This window comes from Rhodoferax antarcticus ANT.BR (genome assembly GCF_001938565.1).
GTDB lineage: Bacteria > Pseudomonadota > Gammaproteobacteria > Burkholderiales > Burkholderiaceae_C > Rhodoferax > Rhodoferax antarcticus.
The window spans coordinates 20,694-39,297 of the sequence record NZ_MSYM01000006.1 but is presented as its reverse complement, the minus strand read 5'-3'; the positions used below and the strand labels follow the sequence as shown (position 1 = coordinate 39,297).

The following is an 18,604-nucleotide window of genomic DNA, read 5'->3' as shown; positions in this document are numbered from 1 at the left end:
AAGTTTTAAAAAATAAGCCCCAAGCCGTGACACGGGTTCAATAGCCCAGGCGTGTGGGCAGCCACAGGGCCACTTGCGGAAAAGCAATGACCAGCACTAAAACGCTCAGCAGTGCCACCAATAGCCACATCACCCACGGCACCGTTTGCTCCATGCGCACGCCAGCAATACGGCACGATACCATCAGGTTCACCGCAATCGGCGGGGTGAACTGGCCCAGCGCCACCATCATCGTCAACAGCACGCCAAACCACACCGGGTCCCAGTGGAAATGGTTGGCGATGGGCAGCAGCAGCGGCACAAAGATCAAGAAGATCGAGATCCCGTCCAGAAACATACCTACCGCCACCAGCAGCAACATCAGCAGTGCCAGTACACCGTACTCACCCAGCCCAGAATTCACAATCGCCTCGGTCACCGGGTCGATGATGCCCAGCGTCGACAGCGAATAGGCAAAAATACCCGCCAGCGCCACCACCAACAAAATGATCGCCGACAACTCACCCGATTCGCGCAGGATGACAAACAGGTCGCGGACCCGGATCGTGCGGTAGATCACCATGCCGACAAACAGGCCGTAAAACACCGCCACTACCGCCGCCTCGGTGGGCGTGAACCAGCCCGCGCGCATGCCGCCCAGAATCACCACTGGTGCCATCAGTCCCCAGGAGGCCTCGCGCAGGCTGGCCCAAAACGGCGGGCGCGGCAGCAGCGCTTCGTGCAGGCCCATGCTGTGCTTGCGTGACAGCCAGACGGCGGGCACCATCAGCGCCAGCCCGACCAGCAGGCCGGGCAGCATGCCAGCGGCAAAAATCGCCGGTACCGACACCCCCGGCACCAGCACTGAATAAACGATGAAAGCAATCGACGGCGGAATCAAAATGTCGATGGAGGCCGCTGCCCCCACCACGCTGGCCGAAAATGCCGGCACATAACCGGCGCGGGTCATGGCGGCAATCATCACCCCGCCCACTGCCGCAGCCGTGGCTGGCCCCGAGCCGGAGATGCCACCCATGAACATCGCCACCCCAATCACCACCACCGGCAGCATGCCTGGGCCACGGCCAACGATGGCGGTGGCAAAGTTCACCAGCCGCAGCGCCACGCCCGAGCGGTCAAAAATCGAGCCCACCAAAACAAACATTGGAATCGCCAGCAGCGGGTATTTGCCCAAGCCCGCGTAAAAGTTCTGCGGCACGGCCAGCAGGCCAAACCATTGCGAATCCGCATTGGCCAGCGCAATCGCCGCCGCCCCCGCCAGCCCCAGCGACGCACCAATCGGCACCCCGGCGAGCATCATCAGCACAAACACCACAAACAGCAGCGTGGCGATCATGGCTGTCGTCCCCGGCGGATGAACAGCCCCAGCGCACGCAGCGCGATGGCCACCGAGAGCACTGGCAGCCAGATGGTGTACCACCACTGCGGCACACCAATGCCGGGTGAAGTCTCACCGTAGCGGAAGTCGTCATAGACGGTGCGCACGCTCAATACGGCGATCAGCGTGAACAGCACAGCCACCATCAGCGCGCCAAAGCGGGCCAGGGCGCGCTGGCGTGTGGGTGAGCCACTGTCGGAGAAAAACTCGATGCGGATTTGCCGGTTACGCGCCACCGAAGCCGAGCCCGCCACCAGCGCCAGCACAATCATCAGAAACACCGAAAACTCTTCGGTCCAGGCAAATGACTCATTGGTGAAATAGCGCACCAGTACATTGCTGAAGGTGATCAGCGCCAGCAGCGCCATCACGGTCACCGTGAGCCAGTCTTCAATCTTCAGCGGCACCAGTGTCTTTTCTTCTGGCGCGTTAGGGTCGAGCACCTCAACCGGCAGAGGGGTGGGTTCGTTGGGTAAAGGCATGGTGTGTGCGCAGTCTGGGTTCTATGGGCAAATCAGGGTGGCCGCTACAGCATCGGCGCCCGCGGGGATCAAAACTGCTCATGCGGCGCCAAGTAGCGCCACTGGCCCACCGGCAAATTACCCAGCATCACCCGGCCAACGCGCACCCGCTTCAGGCCCACCACCTTCAGGCCGACCAGCTCGCACATGCGCCGGATCTGGCGCTTTTTGCCCTCGGCCAGCACAAAACGTAATTGTTCGGGGTTTTGCCATTCCACTTTCGCTGGCAGCAGCGCCTTGCCGTCAAGCTTCAGGCCATGGCGCAGCAGCGCCAGCTTGTCAGCAGGAAAAACAGATTGCACATCCTGACTTATCGGGTCGTCATCGTCGATGCGGCTGAGCTGGGTGGGTGGGGCAGGGCGGGCCGGTGCGTGCGCCGTGGCCGTTGTGGCGCTGATCTGGCCGCGGGCCTGCGGGCGCGCTGCGTGAGTGGCGGCGGCGGAGGTGGCAGCGGCGGTGTTGATGACGCCGGTGTACATCACCCGCACCAGGTATTCCTTGTCTATCGTCGCGTCTTCGCCAATCAGCTGGCGGGCGATGCGGCCGTCTTGCGTCAGCACCAGCAAGCCGGTGGAATCAATGTCCAGCCGACCGGCAGGCACCAGGCTTTTGAGCTGGCTCGGGTGAAAAAAGAAACGTGCGTTGTCGTCAACCCAGCGGTTTTGCGGCTGCACCAGGGTGATGGCGGGCTGGTGGCCGTCTTCGGCCTGGCCGCTGACCAAACCCAGCGGCTTGTTGATCAGCACCGTCACCTGCTTGGCCTGCGCACCTGTGGCCAATCTGTCGATCACGATTTTCACATCTGGCGCGACCTGCATGCCCATCTCTGCAACACGGCCGTTGACCTTGACCCAGCCTTTGCCAATCCATTCGTCAGCTTCGCGGCGCGACGCCAGCCCCAGCTCGGCCATGCGTTTGTTCAGCCGCAGCGTGCCGCCCGCGCCATGTGCGGCGGTGTTGCTTTGCCCCGCAGGGATGGGTGCTTTGGCGGGTGGTGGCGCAGCGCGGCGAAAACCGCAGGGGGGTGGGGTTGTAGTCATGGTATGAAAACTATAGCTTTTAGCCCTTATAAATAGAGGGCTAGAGCATGATTTTACATACAACCCAGCGGTGTGGTTAACGCAGCGTCAGCCTACTTGGTGGCCTGCTTTTGCTTCAGCCAAGCTCGCATCATGGCAATTTCCTGCTTTTGCGCCGCGATGATCTCTTGCGCGAGTTTCTTCACCTTCGGGTCTTTGCCGTACTTGAGCACGACTTCAGCCATATCTACCGCGCCTTGGTGGTGCGGAATCATGCCGGCCAAAAAGTCAGTATCGGCATTGCCGCTGAGTGGTACCGCCATGTCCTTGTGCATTTTGGCGTTGGCCTGCTCGTAGGCGGCATTGGAGGCTGACTGCCCCGTGCTGGTGGGCATCGCCATGGTGTGGCCAGCATGCGGATCAGCCGCCTGGGCGAAAGCTGCGCCTGAGAGCCATGCGCCCAGCACGATCGCTGTGCCCAACTTGGATGCCTGTGAGAGAGTCTGTGTCATGGGATGCCGTCCTTGAATAAATAGGTCGAAGTTATTGGTGAAGCCGCCAAAGCCAGCTAACCAGCAAGGCGCCGTCAGATGCTACTTGAGCTGCCGAAAACCACACTACGAGCGGGGGTCGACGTTTGGCTCAGGTTCGGACACTGGGCAGCTATGGGGTGCGTACCTCAAAACATCCCCGTGCGCAGTGCCTGCAAATTCAGCACCCGCAAGCCCCCGTAGTCCACTGCAATCGCCCCTTCTGCGGCCAGTGTCGTCAGCGCTTCGTTAACGCGCTGGCGCGACAGGCCCACCAGATACGCCAGCTCTTGCTGGGTGATGCGCAGCACCGTGCCCAGGCCGGGGTAGAGTACCGGGTTAAACAGCGCGGCCAAGCTGCGCGCCACGCGAATGTTCGGGTTGGTCATGCGGTCGATTTCGCGCGCGGCAATAAACTGGCCCAGGCGCTCATTGAGTTGGCGCATGACAAAGCGGTTAAAGCCAATCGAGTGGTCCAGCAGCCAATGAAAGGTGTCCACGTGCAGGCCCGCGACCAGGCTTTTGCGCAGCGCCTGGATGTTGTAGCGATAGACCTCACGTTTGAGTGCGGTGCCCTCGCCAAACCAGCCGCCGGGCGGCACGCCGGTGAATGTCATGGTTTGGCCGTCGATGTTGTCGGCGCTCATCTTTAGGAGTCCATCAACCAGGCCAAACCAGTAGGTCACCGGGCGGCCGGTGCGGCAGATGAAATCGCCACTGTTTGCGTCGGTGATCTTGAGATCCTCCAAGGCACGCTCGCGCTCGTCGGGCAGCAACACTTTGAGCCACGGAATCACACTCAGCTCGGCGGCCGTCAACGGACGGCTGCGCTGGTAGAGGGTGGCGTCGTGGGTCATGGCGGGCTCCAGAGGCGGGGAAAGAGGGTAAGGATTACCCACAAACCAGGGAAAACACTTACTGGGAAAAGTTTGAATTGTCATCCAAACGACAACCGAGCGTCAAACTAACCCCTACGATTGCGGCACGTCAAGCGGCCCATCGACTGTGTTGGGGCTTGAAAGCAATCCAGACAAGGCAAGCAATGCAAACGACTTTCCCGCAGCTTCTGCTGAACCATGCCAGCGCTAGGCCGGCAGATACGGCCATGCGCGAAAAAGAGTACGGTATCTGGCAAGCCATCAGCTGGGCTGACATGGCCGCGCTGGTGGAGCATTTGGCCTGCGGCCTGCACCAAGCCGGGCTGCGCCAGCATGATCACATGGTGGTGATCGGTGCCAACCGCCCGCGCCTGTACGCCACCATGCTGGCGGTGCAGGCGCTGGGTGCGGTGCCGATTGCGCTGTACCAGGATGCGGCTGCGCCCGAGTGTGTGTTTCCCATCAACAACGCCGATGTTGCCTTTGCCTTTGCCGAAGACCAGGAGCAGGTAGACAAACTGCTGGAAATCCGCGAGCAGTGTCCGCAGCTGGGCCACATCTACTTTGATGACCCGCGTGGCCTGCGCAAATACGACGAGCCTGGCCTGACCGCAATGGATGAGCTGATGGCTGCCGGTAAAGCCTTCGCCGCGATGCATCCCGATTTCTTCAAGCAGGAAGTGGCCAAGGTCAAACCCGATGACGTGGCCGCCATGTTTTTCACCAGCGGCACCACCGGCAACCCCAAAGGCGTGGTGCACACCCATGACTCGCTGCTTAACCGTGCCCGCGCCGGCGCTGACTTTGACAAGCTGACTCACAAGGAAGACGTGCTGGCCTACCTGCCACCGGCCTGGATCGGGCAAAACATCTTCAGTTACGCGCAGTGGCTGTCTTGTGGCTACGTGGTGAACTGCCCCGAATCGGCGGCAACGGTGACGATCGACCTGAAAGAAATCGGGCCCACCTATTACTTTGCGCCACCGCGCGTGTTTGAGGGCTTGCTCACCAGCGTGATGATCCGCATGGAAGACGCGGGCGCGATCAAGCGCAAGATGTTTCACTCCTTTATGGAACTGGCCAAACGTGTGGGCCCGACGCTGATGGATGCCAAACCGGTAGGCACGCTGGACCGGCTGTTGTATGCCATCGGCGACTTGATGGTCTATGGCCCGCTGCGCAACAACCTGGGCTTGAGCCGGGTGCGCGTGGCCTACACCGCGGGCGAGGCCATTGGGCCGGATTTGTTCAGCTTTTACCGCTCCATTGGCGTCAACTTGAAGCAGCTCTACGGTTCCACCGAGACCGCGGTGTTTGTCTGCTTGCAGCCCGACCATGAAGCCCGCGCCGATACGGTCGGTGTGCCGTGTGCTGGCGTCGAGATCAAGGTGGCCGACAACGGCGAGATTCTGGTCAAGTCGCCGGGGCTGCTCAAGGGTTACTTCAAAGACCCCGAAGCCACCGCCGAAGTGCTCACCGCCGACGGCTGGTACCACACCAGTGACGCGGGGTTTCTGGACGCGCACGGTCACCTGAAAATCATCGACCGCGTCAAGGACGTGGGCCGCATCAAGGGCGGTGTCTTTGATGCCGCCATGTTTGCGCCCAAGTATGTGGAGAACAAACTCAAGTTCTTCCCGTACATCAAAGAAGTGGTGGCCTATGGCGACGGCCGCGAAAAGGTCTGCGTGATGATCAATATCGACTTTGAAGCGGTGGGCAACTGGGCCGAGCGACGCAACCTGCCCTACGCCGGCTACACCGATCTGGCGCAAAAGTCCGAGGTCTACGAGCTCATCGGCGAGTGCGTGGAAAAGGTCAATGCCGACCTGAGCGTCGACACCCTGCTGGCCGGCAGCCAGGTCAGCCGATTCCTGGTGCTGCACAAAGAGTTGGATGCCGATGACGGGGAGTTGACGCGCACTAACAAAGTGCGCCGCGGCTTCATCGCCGAGAAATACGACGCGCTGATTGACGCCCTCTATGGTGGCAAAACCACGCAGTTCATCGAAACCCAGGTCAAGTTTGAAGACGGCCGCACCGGCAGTGTCAGCGCCACGCTGCGCATTGACGACACCAAGACCTTTGCGCCGGTCAAGGCCGCGGCCTGAAAGAAGTTAACCCCATGGCAAGCAAAAACATCGGTGACGTCATTCTGGACGTCAAAAGCATTTCCCTGCGCTTCGGTGGCGTCAAGGCGCTGACCGACATCAGCTTTGATGTGCGTGAGCACGAGGTGCGCGCCATCATCGGCCCCAACGGCGCGGGCAAAAGCTCCATGCTCAATTGCATCAACGGCGTATACACGCCGTCCGAGGGCGCCATCACCTTTCGCGGTCAAACCTTTTCGCATATGAACTCGCGGCAAGTCGCCGAGATGGGCATTGGCCGGACCTTTCAGAACCTGGCGCTGTTCAAGGGCATGAGCGTGATCGACAACATCATGACCGGGCGCAATCTGAAGATCAAAAGCAACATCCTGCTGCAGGCACTGCGCATCGGCCCGGCCCAGCGTGAAGAGTTTGCCAACCGGGAAAAGGTCGAGCACATCATCGACTTTCTCGAAATCCAGGCCTTTCGCAAAACGCCTGTGGGCCAGTTGCCCTATGGCTTGCAAAAACGTGTGGACCTGGGACGCGCGCTGGCCATGGAGCCGCAGGTGCTGCTGCTTGATGAGCCCATGGCCGGTATGAACGTCGAGGAAAAGCAGGACATGTGCCGCTTCATTCTGGATGTGAATGAAGAGTTTGGCACCACCATCGTTTTGATTGAGCACGACATGGGCGTGGTGATGGACATCTCCGACCGCGTGGTGGTGCTGGATTACGGCAAAAAAATTGGCGACGGCACGCCAGACGAGGTCCGAGACAACGAAGACGTCATCACCGCCTATTTGGGCACGTCACACTAAGGACACCAGCATGGGCTTTTTTCTCGAAACTCTTTTTGGCGGCCTGATGGCGGGCATGCTTTATTCGCTCATTGCGCTGGGCTTCGTGCTCATCTACAAAGCATCGGGCGTATTCAATTTTGCCCAAGGCTCCATGGTGCTCTTCGCGGCCCTCGTCATGGCGCGGTTTGCCGAATGGATTCCGCAATGGCTCGGCTTTGACAGCCTGTTCCTGGCTAACCTTTTGGCGTTCATGGTGGCCATGCTGGCGATGGTGATCGTGGCCTGGTTGATTGAGCGGCTCGCACTGCGTGGCCTCGTCAACCAAGAAGGCATCACGCTGTTGATGGCCACACTGGGCATTGGCTACTTTTTAGACGGATCTGGCCAATTGCTGTTTGGCAGCGGCACCTACAAGATCGACATCGGCATGCCCAAGGAGCCGCTGATCGTGCTGGAGAACATGTTCGAGGGCGGCCTGCTGCTGAACCTGGAAGACCTGATCGCCGCGCTGATCTCTGCGGTGCTGGTGGTGCTGCTGACCATCTTCTTTCAGAAAACCCGCACCGGGCGCGCGCTGCGCGCGGTGGCAGACGACCACCAGGCAGCCCAATCTATTGGCATCCCGTTGAACCGTATCTGGGTAGTGGTCTGGGCGATTGGCGGCATTGTGGCGCTGGTGGCCGGGATGATCTGGGGTTCCAAGCTGGGTGTGCAATATTCGATTTCTCTGGTGGCGCTCAAGGCGTTCCCGGTGGTCATCCTCGGTGGCCTCACCTCGGTACCCGGCGCTATTCTGGGCGGGCTGTTGATTGGCGTGGGTGAAAAGCTCTCAGAGATCTATCTGGGCCCGTTTGTAGGCGGTGGCATCGAGACCTGGTTCGCCTATGTGCTGGCGTTGGCTATTTTGCTGTTCCGGCCTCAGGGCTTGTTCGGCGACAAGATCATCGACCGGGTCTGACCCCGAATATCCGCAGCAAATTTGCGCGTTCCCCACTGAGAACACCCAGAGGCATCTATGTTTTACCGAGAAAATGGCCAGTTCAAAAGCAGCTACCGTGCCGACACGGCACTGTTCCCTGTGGCGCAAGACCGTTGGGTTTTGTTGGCGCTGGCCGGCGTCGCGTTTTTTGTCGTGCCCATCGTGGCCAGCGACTACGCCTTTCGCGCCGTCATCATTCCGTTTCTGATTCTTTCGCTGGCAGCCATCGGGCTGAACATTCTGGTGGGTTACTGCGGCCAGATTTCCTTGGGCACCGGCGCCTTCATGGCGGTTGGCGCTTATGCGGCTTACAACCTGCAAGTTCGCATCGAAGGCATGCCGCTGCTGTTGGCCGTGCTGGGTGGCGGCCTGTGCGCCATGGTGGCAGGCGTCCTGTTTGGCATTCCCAGCCTGCGTATTAGGGGGCTCTACCTGGCTGTGGCCACACTGGCGGCGCAGTTCTTCGTGGACTGGTTCACCAACCGCGTGCCGTGGGTGACGAACGATTCGTCCTCCGGGTCGGTCAGCGTCGGTTCACTGGAGGTGGCTGGCTTCGCCATTGACACACCGGCACAAAGATACCTGCTGTGCCTGAGCTTTGTCGTGGTGTTCGCCCTGCTGGCCAAGAATTTGGTACGCGGCGCCATTGGCCGCGAATGGATGGCCATGCGCGATATGGACGTGGCTGCCAGCGTCATCGGTATTCGCCCGGTGAACGCCAAGCTCACCGCCTTTGCGGTGAGCAGCTTTATTGTTGGCGTGGCCGGTGCGTTATGGGGTTTTGTGCACCTAGGCGCGTGGGAGCCAGCGGCGTTTGGCCTGGACAAGTCGCTGCAGCTGCTGTTCATGATCATCATTGGCGGGCTCGGCTCCATTGCCGGGAGCTTTTTTGGCGCCGCCTTCATCGTGATGCTCCCGCTATTTCTCAACTACGTGCCGCATTGGCTGGGCATTGCGTTTTCCACGGCCACGGCCGCGCACCTAGAGCACATGATTTTTGGTGCGTTGATCGTGTTTTTCCTCATCGTTGAACCCCACGGGCTGGCGCGTCTGTGGTCTACCGCGCGACAGAAACTTCGCCTTTGGCCTTTCCCACACTGAGCGCCAACGCGCTGCACACCTTTTCACCCCCCGCAAACTTTTGCAACCACCAGGAGACAAACCATGCCTATTAAAAAAATCGCACTCGCCGGCGCCATCGCGGTGACCGGACTTTCCAGCCTGGTCGCACCCACGCTGGCGCAAGCCCAAGCGGCCGAACAGTTCATTGCGCTGCTGGTGTACCGCACCGGTCAGTTTGCACCGCTGGGCATTCCATGGGCCGATGGCAAGCAGGACTACCTTAAGTTGGTCAACGCGCGTGATGGCGGCGTCAATGGCGTAAAGCTGACGTACGAGGAATGCGAAACTGCCTACGACGCAGCCAAAGGGGTGGAATGCTATGAGCGCCTCAAGTCCAAGGGCTCGGGCGCATCGGGGTTTGACCCGCAGTCCACCGGCATCACTTTCGCGGTAACCGACAAGGCCTTTGCCGACAAGGTGTCGATTGAAACCCCGGGCTACGGCCTGTCGCAATCGGTGGATGGCACCGTGTTTGAGTGGAACTTTCCGTTGCTGGGCACCTACTGGACCGCCGCCGACGTGATCTTGCAAGACATTGCCAAGAAAGAAAAGGGCAGCCTCAAGGGCAAGAAAATCGGGCTCGTTTACCACGACTCGCCGTATGGCAAAGAGCCGATCCCGTTGCTGGAAAAGCGCGCCGCGGCCGATGGTTTTGAGGTGGTATTGTTCCCAGTCACCCCCCCCGGTGTCGAGCAAAAATCGACTTGGCTGAAGATTCGCCAGCAAAAGCCTGACTATGTGCTGTTCTGGTCTGCAGGCGTCATGACCCCCGCTGGCATCCGTGAGGCGCAAGCCACCGCCTTCCCCCGCGAGAAGATGTACGCCGTGTGGTGGGCGGGTTCGGACCACGACGTCAAAGACCTTGGCATCAGCGCCAAGGGCTACAACGCCGTGACCATTCACAACAGTGCCGCGAAAGATGCTGTGCACGACGCGCTCAAGACAATGGTGTACGACAAGGGCCAGGGCACCGGCCCCGCCACCAGCGTCGGCACCTTGGCACACACGCGCGGCATGATGATCTCGATGCTCCAGGTCGAGGCGATCCGCGCTGCGCAAGAAAAGTATGGCAAAGGCAAGTCACTGACGTCAGAACAAGTGCGTTGGGGCTTCGAAAACCTGAACCTCACCGCCGAGCGCCTGAAAGCGCTGGGTTTTGGCACCATCATGCGCCCGGTCAAAACATCGTGCAGCAACCACATGGGCGACGACTGGGCGCGCATCGTGCAGTGGGACGGCGGCAAGTGGAACATCACCTCTGACTGGTATCAGTCCGACAAGACCCACATCAATCCGCTGGTGAAGGAATACGCTGCCAAGTACGCCAAAGAGAAAAACATCACGCCGCGCACCTGCAACTGATGTGCTTCGCGGGCCCCGCCTTGCATAAAGGCGGGGCTCTTGATTCCCTCGAATTTTTTCGGAACGCTCTATGGACACCACCGCCCCCCCAGCGCCCGCCACGCTGCTCAATGTCAATGGCATCGAGGTCATTTACAACCACGTGATTTTGGTGCTCAAGGGCGTGTCCTTGCAGGTGCCTGAAGGCAGCATCGTCGCCATTTTGGGTGGTAACGGCGCGGGCAAGACCACCACGCTGCGCGCCGTCTCGAACCTGCTGCAAGGCGAGCGCGGCGAGGTCACCAAGGGCAGCATTGAGCTACGCGGCGAGCGCATCGAAAACCTCACGCCCGCTGACCTAGTCAAGCGTGGTGTGGTGCAGGTCATGGAGGGGCGCCACTGTTTCGCCCACCTCACCATTGAAGAAAATTTGCTGACGGGTGCCTACACGCGCACCAGCAAGCCCGAGATTGCGGCCAACCTGGAGAAGGTCTACACCTATTTCCCGCGCCTGAAAACGCGGCGCACCAGCCAGGCGGCCTACACCTCGGGTGGCGAGCAGCAGATGTGCGCCATTGGCCGGGCGCTCATGACCAACCCCAGCATGGTGCTGCTCGACGAGCCCTCCATGGGCCTGGCACCACAGATTGTGGAAGAAGTGTTCAACATCGTTAAAGACCTGAACACACGCGAAAAGGTGACCTTTTTGCTTGCCGAGCAGAACACCAACATGGCCCTTAAATACTCCGACTACGGCTACATCATGGAGTCGGGTCGGGTGGTGATGGACGGCGCTGCGGCCAGCTTGGCCAATAACGAGGACGTCAAGGAGTTTTACCTTGGTATGGGTGGCGGCGAGCGCAAGAGCTTCAAAGACGCAAAAAGCTACAAGCGCCGTAAACGCTGGCTGGCCTGATTGCAGCGCTTTAGCCGCTATATTAAAAGAAGCTACCCACGCAATAGATATAAGGGCTCAAGCCCAAAAGGCCAATAATGACAGCTTTTTACGACGAACTGGAAACCCGCAGCCCCGAAGCGCGTGAAGCCCAATTGCTCGCGGCCCTGGCGCTGCAGCTGGCGCACGCCAAGCTGGTCTCGCCCGCGTTGGCAGAGATCTTCAAAGACGTAAATCCGGCAGCGGTAACCAGCCGTGCAGCGCTGGCCAAACTGCCGGTAACGCGCAAACAGGCGTTGCTGGAGCTGCAATTGGCCAGCCGCCAGCGCGGTGGCAGCGTTTTTGGCGGATTCAGCGCAGCGGCCTTTGGTAGCCATATGCCCCGCGTGTTTGCCAGCCCTGGCCCAATCTATGAGCCAGAAGGCACGGCGCGCGACTACTGGCGCATGGCGCGCGCCATTTTTGCGGCAGGTTTTCGCCCAGGCGACCTGATTCACAACAGCTTCAGCTACCACTTTGTGCCTGCCGGGTCGATGATGGAAACCGGCGCCCATGCGCTGGGCTGCACGGTGTTCCCCGGTGGCACCGGCCAGACCGAGCAACAGGTGCAGACCATGGCTGAGTTGCAGCCAGCAGGCTACATTGGCACCCCGAGTTTTCTGAAAATCATCCTGGAAAAAGCGCTTGAGATGGGCGTAGCTTTGCCCAGCGTGACCAAGGCCATGTTTGGCGGCGAAGCCTACCCACCCAGCCTGCGTGACTGGTTCAGCGCGCATGGCGTTGTGGGCTACCAGTGTTATGCCACCGCCGATGTGGGCTCTATCGCCTTTGAGACCGCCGCTCGCGAAGGTCTGGTGCTGGACGAAGGCGTGCTGCTGGAAATCGTGCGCCCCGGCACCGGTGACCCGGTGGCTCAGGGCGAAGTGGGTGAAGTGGTGGTGACCACCCTGAACCCAACCTACCCCTTGATCCGCTTTGGCACCGGCGATTTGTCAGCCGTGTTGCCGGGCGCCTGCCCCACCGGGCGAAGCAACACCCGCATCAAGGGCTGGATGGGCCGCGCCGACCAGACCACCAAAATCCGCGGCATGTTCGTGCACCCCGCTCAGGTAGACCAGATTGCCAAACGCTTCCCCGAGGTGATGCGCGCTCGCCTGGTGGTCAGCGGCGAGATGGCCAACGATGTCATGACCCTCAAGGTCGAGACGGCCTGCAGCGCCCCGGATGGCCTGAGTGCCAAACTCATGGAGGCGATTCGCGATGTGACCAAGCTGCGCGGCCAGGTCGAAGTGCTGGCGCTGGGCGCCTTGCCCAATGACGGCAAGGTGATCGAAGACGCCCGTAGCTACAAGTAGCCGCTGGCGCCCGCGCCAAAAATCAAACGCCCCAGAGGATGGCCTCTTTGGCCTTCAAGCATTCGCGGATCATGTCCATGAAGGGTGCAGCGCGCTGGCGCAGGCCGACGGCTTCAGCGGGCGACACGGGCGCGTCTTCAGCATGGGTCTGATCATTGGCTACCGCGCGGGCGGCATCTTCTTGTGCGATGGCTGCGGTGAGCGCCTCCAACGCCTGGGGCATCTGCTCAACCAGCAAAATACCCTTCACGCTGGGTTCTTTGGCCGTGCGCTTGCCAATGATCTCCAGCAGGCGCTCCCCGTTGGGCTGCAGCATGATCACGTCCCCGGTTACCTTGGATTTGAAAATATAGAGCATGGTGCTTCCTAGAGTGTTAACTGATTTGGTTGATGGCCATGTTAGCCTTTTCTGTGGCCGCGTGGCCTTGCCGCAGGGTGGCTTGATGGGTTGGGGCGCTCATCTGGGTACGCAGCCGTGCCGCACACTGACCCATAATACGCGCCAGCACCCAACGGATATTTATATGCAAAATAGCCCTCTAGCCCTTGATAATCAAGCGCGAGTAGCTATGAAAAACAATGTACTGCGAGACGACAGAGCCGAGCGCATGCAACAGGTTCAGGCTTGGCGCGGCGACACGCCAGCTTCCACCCCAGTCGATGCCACCAACAACACCGCTGGCGCCCACCCGTTCGCCACGTTGGGCACTCCTTTCAACCCACTTTGAGACACCATGGCTGAATTACACATTGTTCGCGAACACACTCTGGGTCTGGCCCAGGCCCGCAAGATTGCTTTCAAATGGGCCGAGCAGGCTCAGACCGACTTCGGGCTGGCTTGCAGCTATATCGAGGGCGACGGCGTAGACGAAGTGAACTTCTCACGCTCTGGCGTCAAAGGCAAGCTGGACGTGGATGCCTCGCGCTTTGAGCTGCGCATGCAGCTGGGTTTTTTGCTGGGGGCCTTCAAACACCGCATTGAAGCCGAGATTGTGAGCAACCTCGACACGCTGCTGGCCGCGCCGAACCCGAAGCGCGCCAGCCGCAAAAAAGTCAAATCAGCTGAGTGAGTCCACCCGGTCAATGTACTGCTGCATGGCGTCTTCGCTGCTGGTGCCTTTAAGCAGGGTCCAGGCGTCCCACTTGGCACGGGCGACCATGTCGGTGAAGCCGGGTTTTTTCTCGGTGTTGTCGCCCACGCTACCCTGCTTGTACAGCGCATAGAGCTTCAGCAGGGTCATGTTGTCGGGGCGCTCACTCAGGTTTTTGGAGTGCGCCACGGCGGCGTCAAATTTCGTTTGCAGATTAGGCATGAGGCAAGCTTCCGATGGGGGTTAAAAGAGGCAAATCGCGGTAAAGCCAGACTAGTCTAAGGGGCGATTTGCCGCCAGAATAGGGGTCGCCCTCCAATACTCTGCCGCCATGCTGACAACTCCCTCCCTTCCCCGCATTGTTGAACGCATGAGCAAGGTTGACACCGCTTGGCTGCGCATGGACAGCCCGAGCAACCTGATGATGATCATGGGGGTGTGGATCATCAAGCCCGCGGTGCACTACGCTGATGTGCGCGAGCGTCTGGCCGAGCGTTTGCTGAAATACCCGCGTTTTTCGCAGCGTGTGCAAGTGGACGCGACCGGTGCTAGTTGGGTGACCGACCCCCACTTTGACATCAACCGTCATGTGCGCCTTGAAAAACTCCCGCCGTCCAGCAAAAAGCACCCGACGCAAGCCCTGCAGGCGCGCCTGGCGGAGTTGGCCATGGAGCCGCTGGACCGGCGCTACCCGCTGTGGGAATACCTGCTGGTTGAGCACTTTGACGGCGGCTCGGTGCTGATCGTGCGCATTCACCACTGCATTGCCGATGGCCTAGCGCTGCTCTCGGTGATCCAGTCGATGGTGGACGGTGGCATGGACCCGCCCCAACGCGCGCCCCAGCCAGAACCCCTGCATGGGCTGGAAGCGGCTGAAGAATGGATGAGCCACGCGCTGATTGAACCGTTGGCGGTGGCTGCCGTGAAGGCGTTGGAAGCCGCTGGCGGCGGCGCGGCGCAAGCCTTCAAGGCCGTGGCTGACCCGCGTCATGTGTTGGAAAAATGGCTGGCGTTGGGGCTGACCAAGAGCATCGAGGGCTCGTCAGAGGCGGCGCGCCTGGCCTGTCAGGTGGTGCGTGACGGTGCTGCGCTGGTGTTGATGGCAGACGACTCGCCGACCCGTCTCAAAGGTGTGCCCGGGCATTCCAAGCGCGTGGCCTGGTGCCAGCCGATTGCGCTGGACGAGGTGCGCGCGGTGAGCAAGGCGCTGCGTTGCTCCATCAACGATGTGCTGCTGTCGTGCGTTGCCGGTGCCATGGGCCAGTATCTGAAAAATCATGGCGACGATGTGACTGGCCAGGAGATTCGCGCCATGGTGCCGGTGAACCTGCGCCCCATGACCGAGGCCTACAAGCTGGGCAACAAATTTGGCCTGGCGCCGGTGGTGCTGCCGATCGGGCTGGACAACCCGATTGAGCGGGTGTTTGAGGTGCGTCGGCGCATGACTGATCTCAAGGGTAGCCTGCAGCCGCTGCTGGCGTTTGGGCTGCTGGCGGTAGCGGGCGTTCTGGTCAAGCCGGTGCAGGACGCCATGCTCAGCCTGTTTTCCAAAAAGACCACCGCGGTCATGACCAATGTACCCGGCCCGCGAGAGAAGCTGCGCTTTTGCGGTGCGACGCTGGAGCAGGCGCTGTTCTGGGTGCCGCAGTCGGGCTCGGTGGGCTTGGGCGTGTCGATCCTGAGTTATGGCGGGGGTGTGCAGTTTGGCATCATCAGCGACAGCACCCTGTGCCCGGATCCGCAGGCCATCATTGACCAGTTTGAACCCGAGTTTGAGAAGCTCAAACTGCTGACGCTGATGTTGCCCTGGGGTGAAGATAAGCTATATTAAAAATAGCTATACGCGCTTTATCTATAAGGGCTAGAGGCCAATTTCAGTCATTAAGCTGGGCTTTGGCCATTTCGACGTCCAGCCGTTCGGCGGCGTCTATCGGCTTGGTTTGTGCGGCACGTTGGTAGAGCTGGTTGGCTTCGTCCATCATGTCATTGCCGCCCAGCATCAGCATCGCGTGCGCGTATTCCAGCAAGCAGCAAGACGACTCCTGATGGAGTTTGAGCGCCTGCTCAAACAGGGTCAGACCAACGTCCTTTTTGGCGCCATAGGCCATGGCTCCGATCAGCGAGCCCACTTTGTCAATGACTTCGGCGTGAAAGCTGCCCAGCGCCACATGGGCATCCGCGTGCTGCGGTGCGTGGCGAATCACGTATTCCAGGTCGGTTTTGATCTTGGTGCCCAAGCCCTGCGCCAGCGCCTTGGCCACACTGATGCCCTGGCTGTAACGGCCCAGTGCGTAGGCGCGCCAGTAGCGGCCATTCAGGTTGTCGGGGTTGTTGGCGGTCAGGTGGCTGGCGTGGTCGGCTACCGCCAGAAACAGGTCCAGACGGCGTGTTTCGTGCTTTTCAAGGTAGGTGGCATACACGCAGGTGGCTTTGCTGGCCACACAGGTGCCTGCAAAGCCCAGGTTTTGACCCGCAGTGGCAGCTTTTTGAAATTCGCCGTTGTGAAAATGCACCCAGGCCTGCAGCACAGCTGGGTCTTGGGGAAGTGGCTCCAGGTCGCCAGCGTGTAGTCTGGCCCATTTTTTTGTGACGCTGGCGGCGTCAAAACGGTAGTCACCTGTGTAGGGAAAAACGGTCCATGCGGCCATGTCGGTCTCCTCGAACCTTATCTTTGTTGCTATTGCTTATTGTAGGCATCCGACAGTTTCAGCAAATGCGCTCTCTGGCCGCTTTCCAGATAAGGCGCCATCAGGTTCAACACGTGTTGCGCGCCGCGCAGCAGGGCGGCCTGGGCGTTGGCGGGTTCGAGCGCGTTGCGCGGGTCGCGCACGTATTCAAAGCTCAGCCAGTAGGTCAGCACCACCACCATGCTGGTGGCGGTGACATCCGTCTCGCGCGAGTCAATTTGTAGCGAGCCGCTGCGGCGCATGCCGTCCAGCAGGGCGCGGGTGGCGCGGGTTTTGTTCTTCAGGATGCTTTGAAAGTGGGTTTCCAGGCGGCGGTTTTTGCTCAGCAGGTCGTTGAGGTCGCGGTACAAAAAGCGGTACTCCCAGATCAGTTCGAACAATGTGTGCATGAAAAACCAGGCGTCTTCCACGTTGCGCACATCGTCGCCAGCGTTGAGCAGGTCAGTCAGGGCGTGCTCAAAGCGGTCAAACAGCGCGTTGATCAGCTCGTCTTTGGCGGGGTAGTGGTAGTACAGGTTGCCGGGGCTGATGTTGAGTTCGGCAGAGATCAGCGTGGTCGACACATTGGGCTCGCCAAAGCGGTTAAACAGCACCAAGGTCACTTCCAGAATGCGCTCAGCGGTGCGCCGGGGCGCCTTTTTTACCATGTGACCTTGCCTTGTTGTTCGGTGCTGGTCACCACTTGCTGCAGATTGTCCAACAGGTTGTGCAGCTTGGTCAGCGCACGGCCCGTGCGGGCGGCTGGGCGCGGGGGTGCGCACAGGTGGCGGGTTTCGTCGTTCAGCACCGCCTGGTTCAAGTTGATGCCGTGGTAGCTCAGCTTGGCCGCCAGGTTGGTCTGGCGCGAGCGTAACAACTGGCGTGTTTGCTGGTAGGCGTGCTCGGCCAGGTGGCGGCGTTGGCTGTAGCTGAAGGTGTTGGCCAGGTACAGCTCAGGGTCACGGTGGTTGGGCTCAAAGAGCACGATGTCGGTGTTGGGGTAGGCCTGCTCGTAACTTTTCAGGCCCAGCAGCAACCTGGAGTGGATGAGCGAGCGAAACGTCTGGCTCAAGACGGCAGGCAAACCCCCGTCGGCAATGCGCGGAATCGGCACAGGCGCTGCCCACGGTGTGCTGGACCCGGTCGCCAGCGCTGGCGCTGAGGCATCGAACGGCACCAGCGGGTTCAGGCACAACATCAGCTCCACCCCCTCGTCCAGCGCAATCGAGGCGTGCATGGTCTTGTTCAAGGCCCCGTCCACAAAATGCTGGCCTTCAATCTCCACCGGCGGAAACAGGCCTGGCAGCGCGGCACTGGCCTGCACCGCCTTGGAGATGGGAATATGGTCCCAGCCGGTGCGGCCAAAGGCCACAGCAGTGCTGCTGTCCAAATGCGTGGCCACCAGTGTCAAGCGACTTTTGAGCTGGCGAAAGTCATTGCTGCGCCCGGGGCGTGAGAACAGCTTGCTCAGTTGCACATCAATCTGTGCGTTGGAAAAAATGCCGGTGGGCAAGCTCGGGCTCAAGCGCTCCAGCGCGCGCATGAGCGACTTGCGCCCCAGCGTGCTGTGCCAGGCGCCTTTGAGCAGCAATTCAGGCAACAACAGCGAGCGCGAGAAAAATTCAGAAAACGCCGGTTTGAGCAGCCAGGCCGGATCAAAAGCCTCGGTTTGGCGCTTGCGGTCTTCAATGAACAACCCGAACAACTGAATGGGCGTGATGCCGTTGGCCAGGCCGGCAGCGATAAAGCCACCCGCCGACACGCCCACATAGTGTTGCAGGCGGTTGAAGTCAATACCGGTCAGAGACTCTTGCAGTGCACACAGGGCGCCAATCTCGTAAATGGCCCCCAGCGGGCCACCACCCGCCAGCGCCAAGGCGATTCGGGGCGTGTGGGGCTGGGCGCGTTTCATGGGTCGCCAGTTTACGACCGGTCG

20 protein-coding genes are annotated in these 18,604 nt (G+C 60.4%); 10 read left to right on the top strand and 10 right to left on the bottom strand.

Annotated features, from left to right (window positions below; translation table 11 throughout):
• Positions 1-37 precede the first annotated feature (37 nt).
• From BLL52_RS02975 to BLL52_RS02955, 5 genes are all read right to left on the bottom strand, one after another.
• Positions 38-1,336 (bottom strand): TRAP transporter large permease, encoded by a 1,299-nt coding sequence (locus BLL52_RS02975; protein WP_075585246.1) that lies wholly within the window; start codon positions 1,334-1,336, stop codon positions 38-40.
• Entirely contained in the window at positions 1,333-1,746 is a 414-nt protein-coding gene (locus BLL52_RS02970) for a TRAP transporter small permease (RefSeq protein ID WP_241838976.1), read from the bottom strand. The genes BLL52_RS02975 and BLL52_RS02970 overlap by 4 nt, the downstream gene beginning before the upstream one ends.
• Positions 1,747-1,928: 182 nt before the next feature.
• Positions 1,929-2,939, bottom strand: a complete 1,011-nt coding sequence (locus tag BLL52_RS02965) for a pseudouridine synthase (RefSeq protein ID WP_083633755.1) — start codon at positions 2,937-2,939, stop codon at positions 1,929-1,931.
• Positions 2,940-3,031: 92 nt separating this feature from the next.
• Positions 3,032-3,430 carry a CopM family metallochaperone gene (copM, locus tag BLL52_RS02960; protein WP_083633754.1) on the bottom strand — a complete coding sequence of 133 codons (399 nt, stop codon included), beginning with the start codon at positions 3,428-3,430 and terminating at the stop codon, positions 3,032-3,034.
• Positions 3,431-3,597: 167 nt separating this feature from the next.
• Entirely contained in the window at positions 3,598-4,305 is a 708-nt protein-coding gene (locus BLL52_RS02955) for a Crp/Fnr family transcriptional regulator (RefSeq protein ID WP_075585245.1), read from the bottom strand.
• 185 nt (positions 4,306-4,490) lie between these two features.
• Between BLL52_RS02955 and BLL52_RS02950 the strand changes: the two genes are divergently transcribed.
• The 7 genes from BLL52_RS02950 (at position 4,491) to BLL52_RS02920 (ending at position 12,911) form a co-directional block, all read left to right on the top strand.
• A complete protein-coding gene (locus BLL52_RS02950; RefSeq protein ID WP_075585244.1) occupies positions 4,491-6,437 on the top strand; it encodes an AMP-dependent synthetase/ligase in 1,947 nt (648 codons plus the stop codon).
• 14 nt (positions 6,438-6,451) lie between these two features.
• Positions 6,452-7,237, top strand: coding sequence for an ABC transporter ATP-binding protein (locus tag BLL52_RS02945; RefSeq protein WP_075585243.1), 786 nt, complete (start codon positions 6,452-6,454; stop codon positions 7,235-7,237).
• A gap of 10 nt (positions 7,238-7,247) precedes the next feature.
• A complete protein-coding gene (locus BLL52_RS02940) occupies positions 7,248-8,177 on the top strand; it encodes a branched-chain amino acid ABC transporter permease (protein WP_075585242.1) in 930 nt (309 codons plus the stop codon).
• A 57-nt stretch (positions 8,178-8,234) separates the two neighbouring features.
• Positions 8,235-9,299: a branched-chain amino acid ABC transporter permease gene (locus BLL52_RS02935; protein WP_075585241.1), complete on the top strand. Its 1,065-nt coding sequence runs from the start codon at positions 8,235-8,237 to the stop codon at positions 9,297-9,299.
• A gap of 63 nt (positions 9,300-9,362) precedes the next feature.
• Positions 9,363-10,682, top strand: coding sequence for an ABC transporter substrate-binding protein (locus BLL52_RS02930; RefSeq protein WP_075585240.1), 1,320 nt, complete (start codon positions 9,363-9,365; stop codon positions 10,680-10,682).
• A gap of 70 nt (positions 10,683-10,752) precedes the next feature.
• Positions 10,753-11,577: an ABC transporter ATP-binding protein gene (locus tag BLL52_RS02925; protein ID WP_075585239.1), complete on the top strand. Its 825-nt coding sequence runs from the start codon at positions 10,753-10,755 to the stop codon at positions 11,575-11,577.
• 77 nt (positions 11,578-11,654) lie between these two features.
• A complete protein-coding gene (locus BLL52_RS02920) occupies positions 11,655-12,911 on the top strand; it encodes a phenylacetate--CoA ligase family protein (RefSeq protein ID WP_075585238.1) in 1,257 nt (418 codons plus the stop codon).
• A gap of 22 nt (positions 12,912-12,933) precedes the next feature.
• Here the strand turns inward: BLL52_RS02920 and BLL52_RS02915 are convergent, their stop codons facing one another.
• A complete protein-coding gene (locus BLL52_RS02915) occupies positions 12,934-13,269 on the bottom strand; it encodes a DUF1840 domain-containing protein (protein WP_075585237.1) in 336 nt (111 codons plus the stop codon).
• A gap of 211 nt (positions 13,270-13,480) precedes the next feature.
• Between BLL52_RS02915 and BLL52_RS20690 the strand changes: the two genes are divergently transcribed.
• A complete protein-coding gene (locus BLL52_RS20690) occupies positions 13,481-13,639 on the top strand; it encodes a hypothetical protein (RefSeq protein ID WP_156876287.1) in 159 nt (52 codons plus the stop codon).
• A gap of 6 nt (positions 13,640-13,645) precedes the next feature.
• A complete protein-coding gene (locus BLL52_RS02910) occupies positions 13,646-13,981 on the top strand; it encodes a polyhydroxyalkanoic acid system family protein (protein WP_075585236.1) in 336 nt (111 codons plus the stop codon).
• Here the strand turns inward: BLL52_RS02910 and BLL52_RS02905 are convergent.
• Positions 13,970-14,224, bottom strand: a complete 255-nt coding sequence (locus BLL52_RS02905; protein WP_075585235.1) for an acyl-CoA-binding protein — start codon at positions 14,222-14,224, stop codon at positions 13,970-13,972. The two genes, BLL52_RS02910 and BLL52_RS02905, sit on opposite strands and share 12 nt — an antisense overlap.
• A 109-nt stretch (positions 14,225-14,333) precedes the next feature.
• Between BLL52_RS02905 and BLL52_RS02900 the strand changes: the two genes are divergently transcribed.
• A complete protein-coding gene (locus BLL52_RS02900; RefSeq protein WP_241838972.1) occupies positions 14,334-15,833 on the top strand; it encodes a wax ester/triacylglycerol synthase family O-acyltransferase in 1,500 nt (499 codons plus the stop codon).
• Between the two features lie 43 nt (positions 15,834-15,876).
• Here the strand turns inward: BLL52_RS02900 and BLL52_RS02895 are convergent, their stop codons facing one another.
• Genes BLL52_RS02895 through BLL52_RS02885 form a run of 3 tightly spaced genes read right to left on the bottom strand, consistent with a single transcriptional unit; the run spans position 15,877 to position 18,580 of the window.
• Complete coding sequence (locus BLL52_RS02895; protein WP_075585233.1) at positions 15,877-16,650, bottom strand: hypothetical protein; 774 nt, start codon at positions 16,648-16,650, stop codon at positions 15,877-15,879.
• Positions 16,651-16,679: 29 nt separating this feature from the next.
• Positions 16,680-17,336: a TetR/AcrR family transcriptional regulator gene (locus BLL52_RS02890; protein WP_075585232.1), complete on the bottom strand. Its 657-nt coding sequence runs from the start codon at positions 17,334-17,336 to the stop codon at positions 16,680-16,682.
• Entirely contained in the window at positions 17,330-18,580 is a 1,251-nt protein-coding gene (locus BLL52_RS02885) for a patatin-like phospholipase family protein (RefSeq protein ID WP_075585231.1), read from the bottom strand. Before BLL52_RS02885 ends, BLL52_RS02890 begins: the two co-directional genes overlap by 7 nt.
• Positions 18,581-18,604 lie beyond the last annotated feature (24 nt).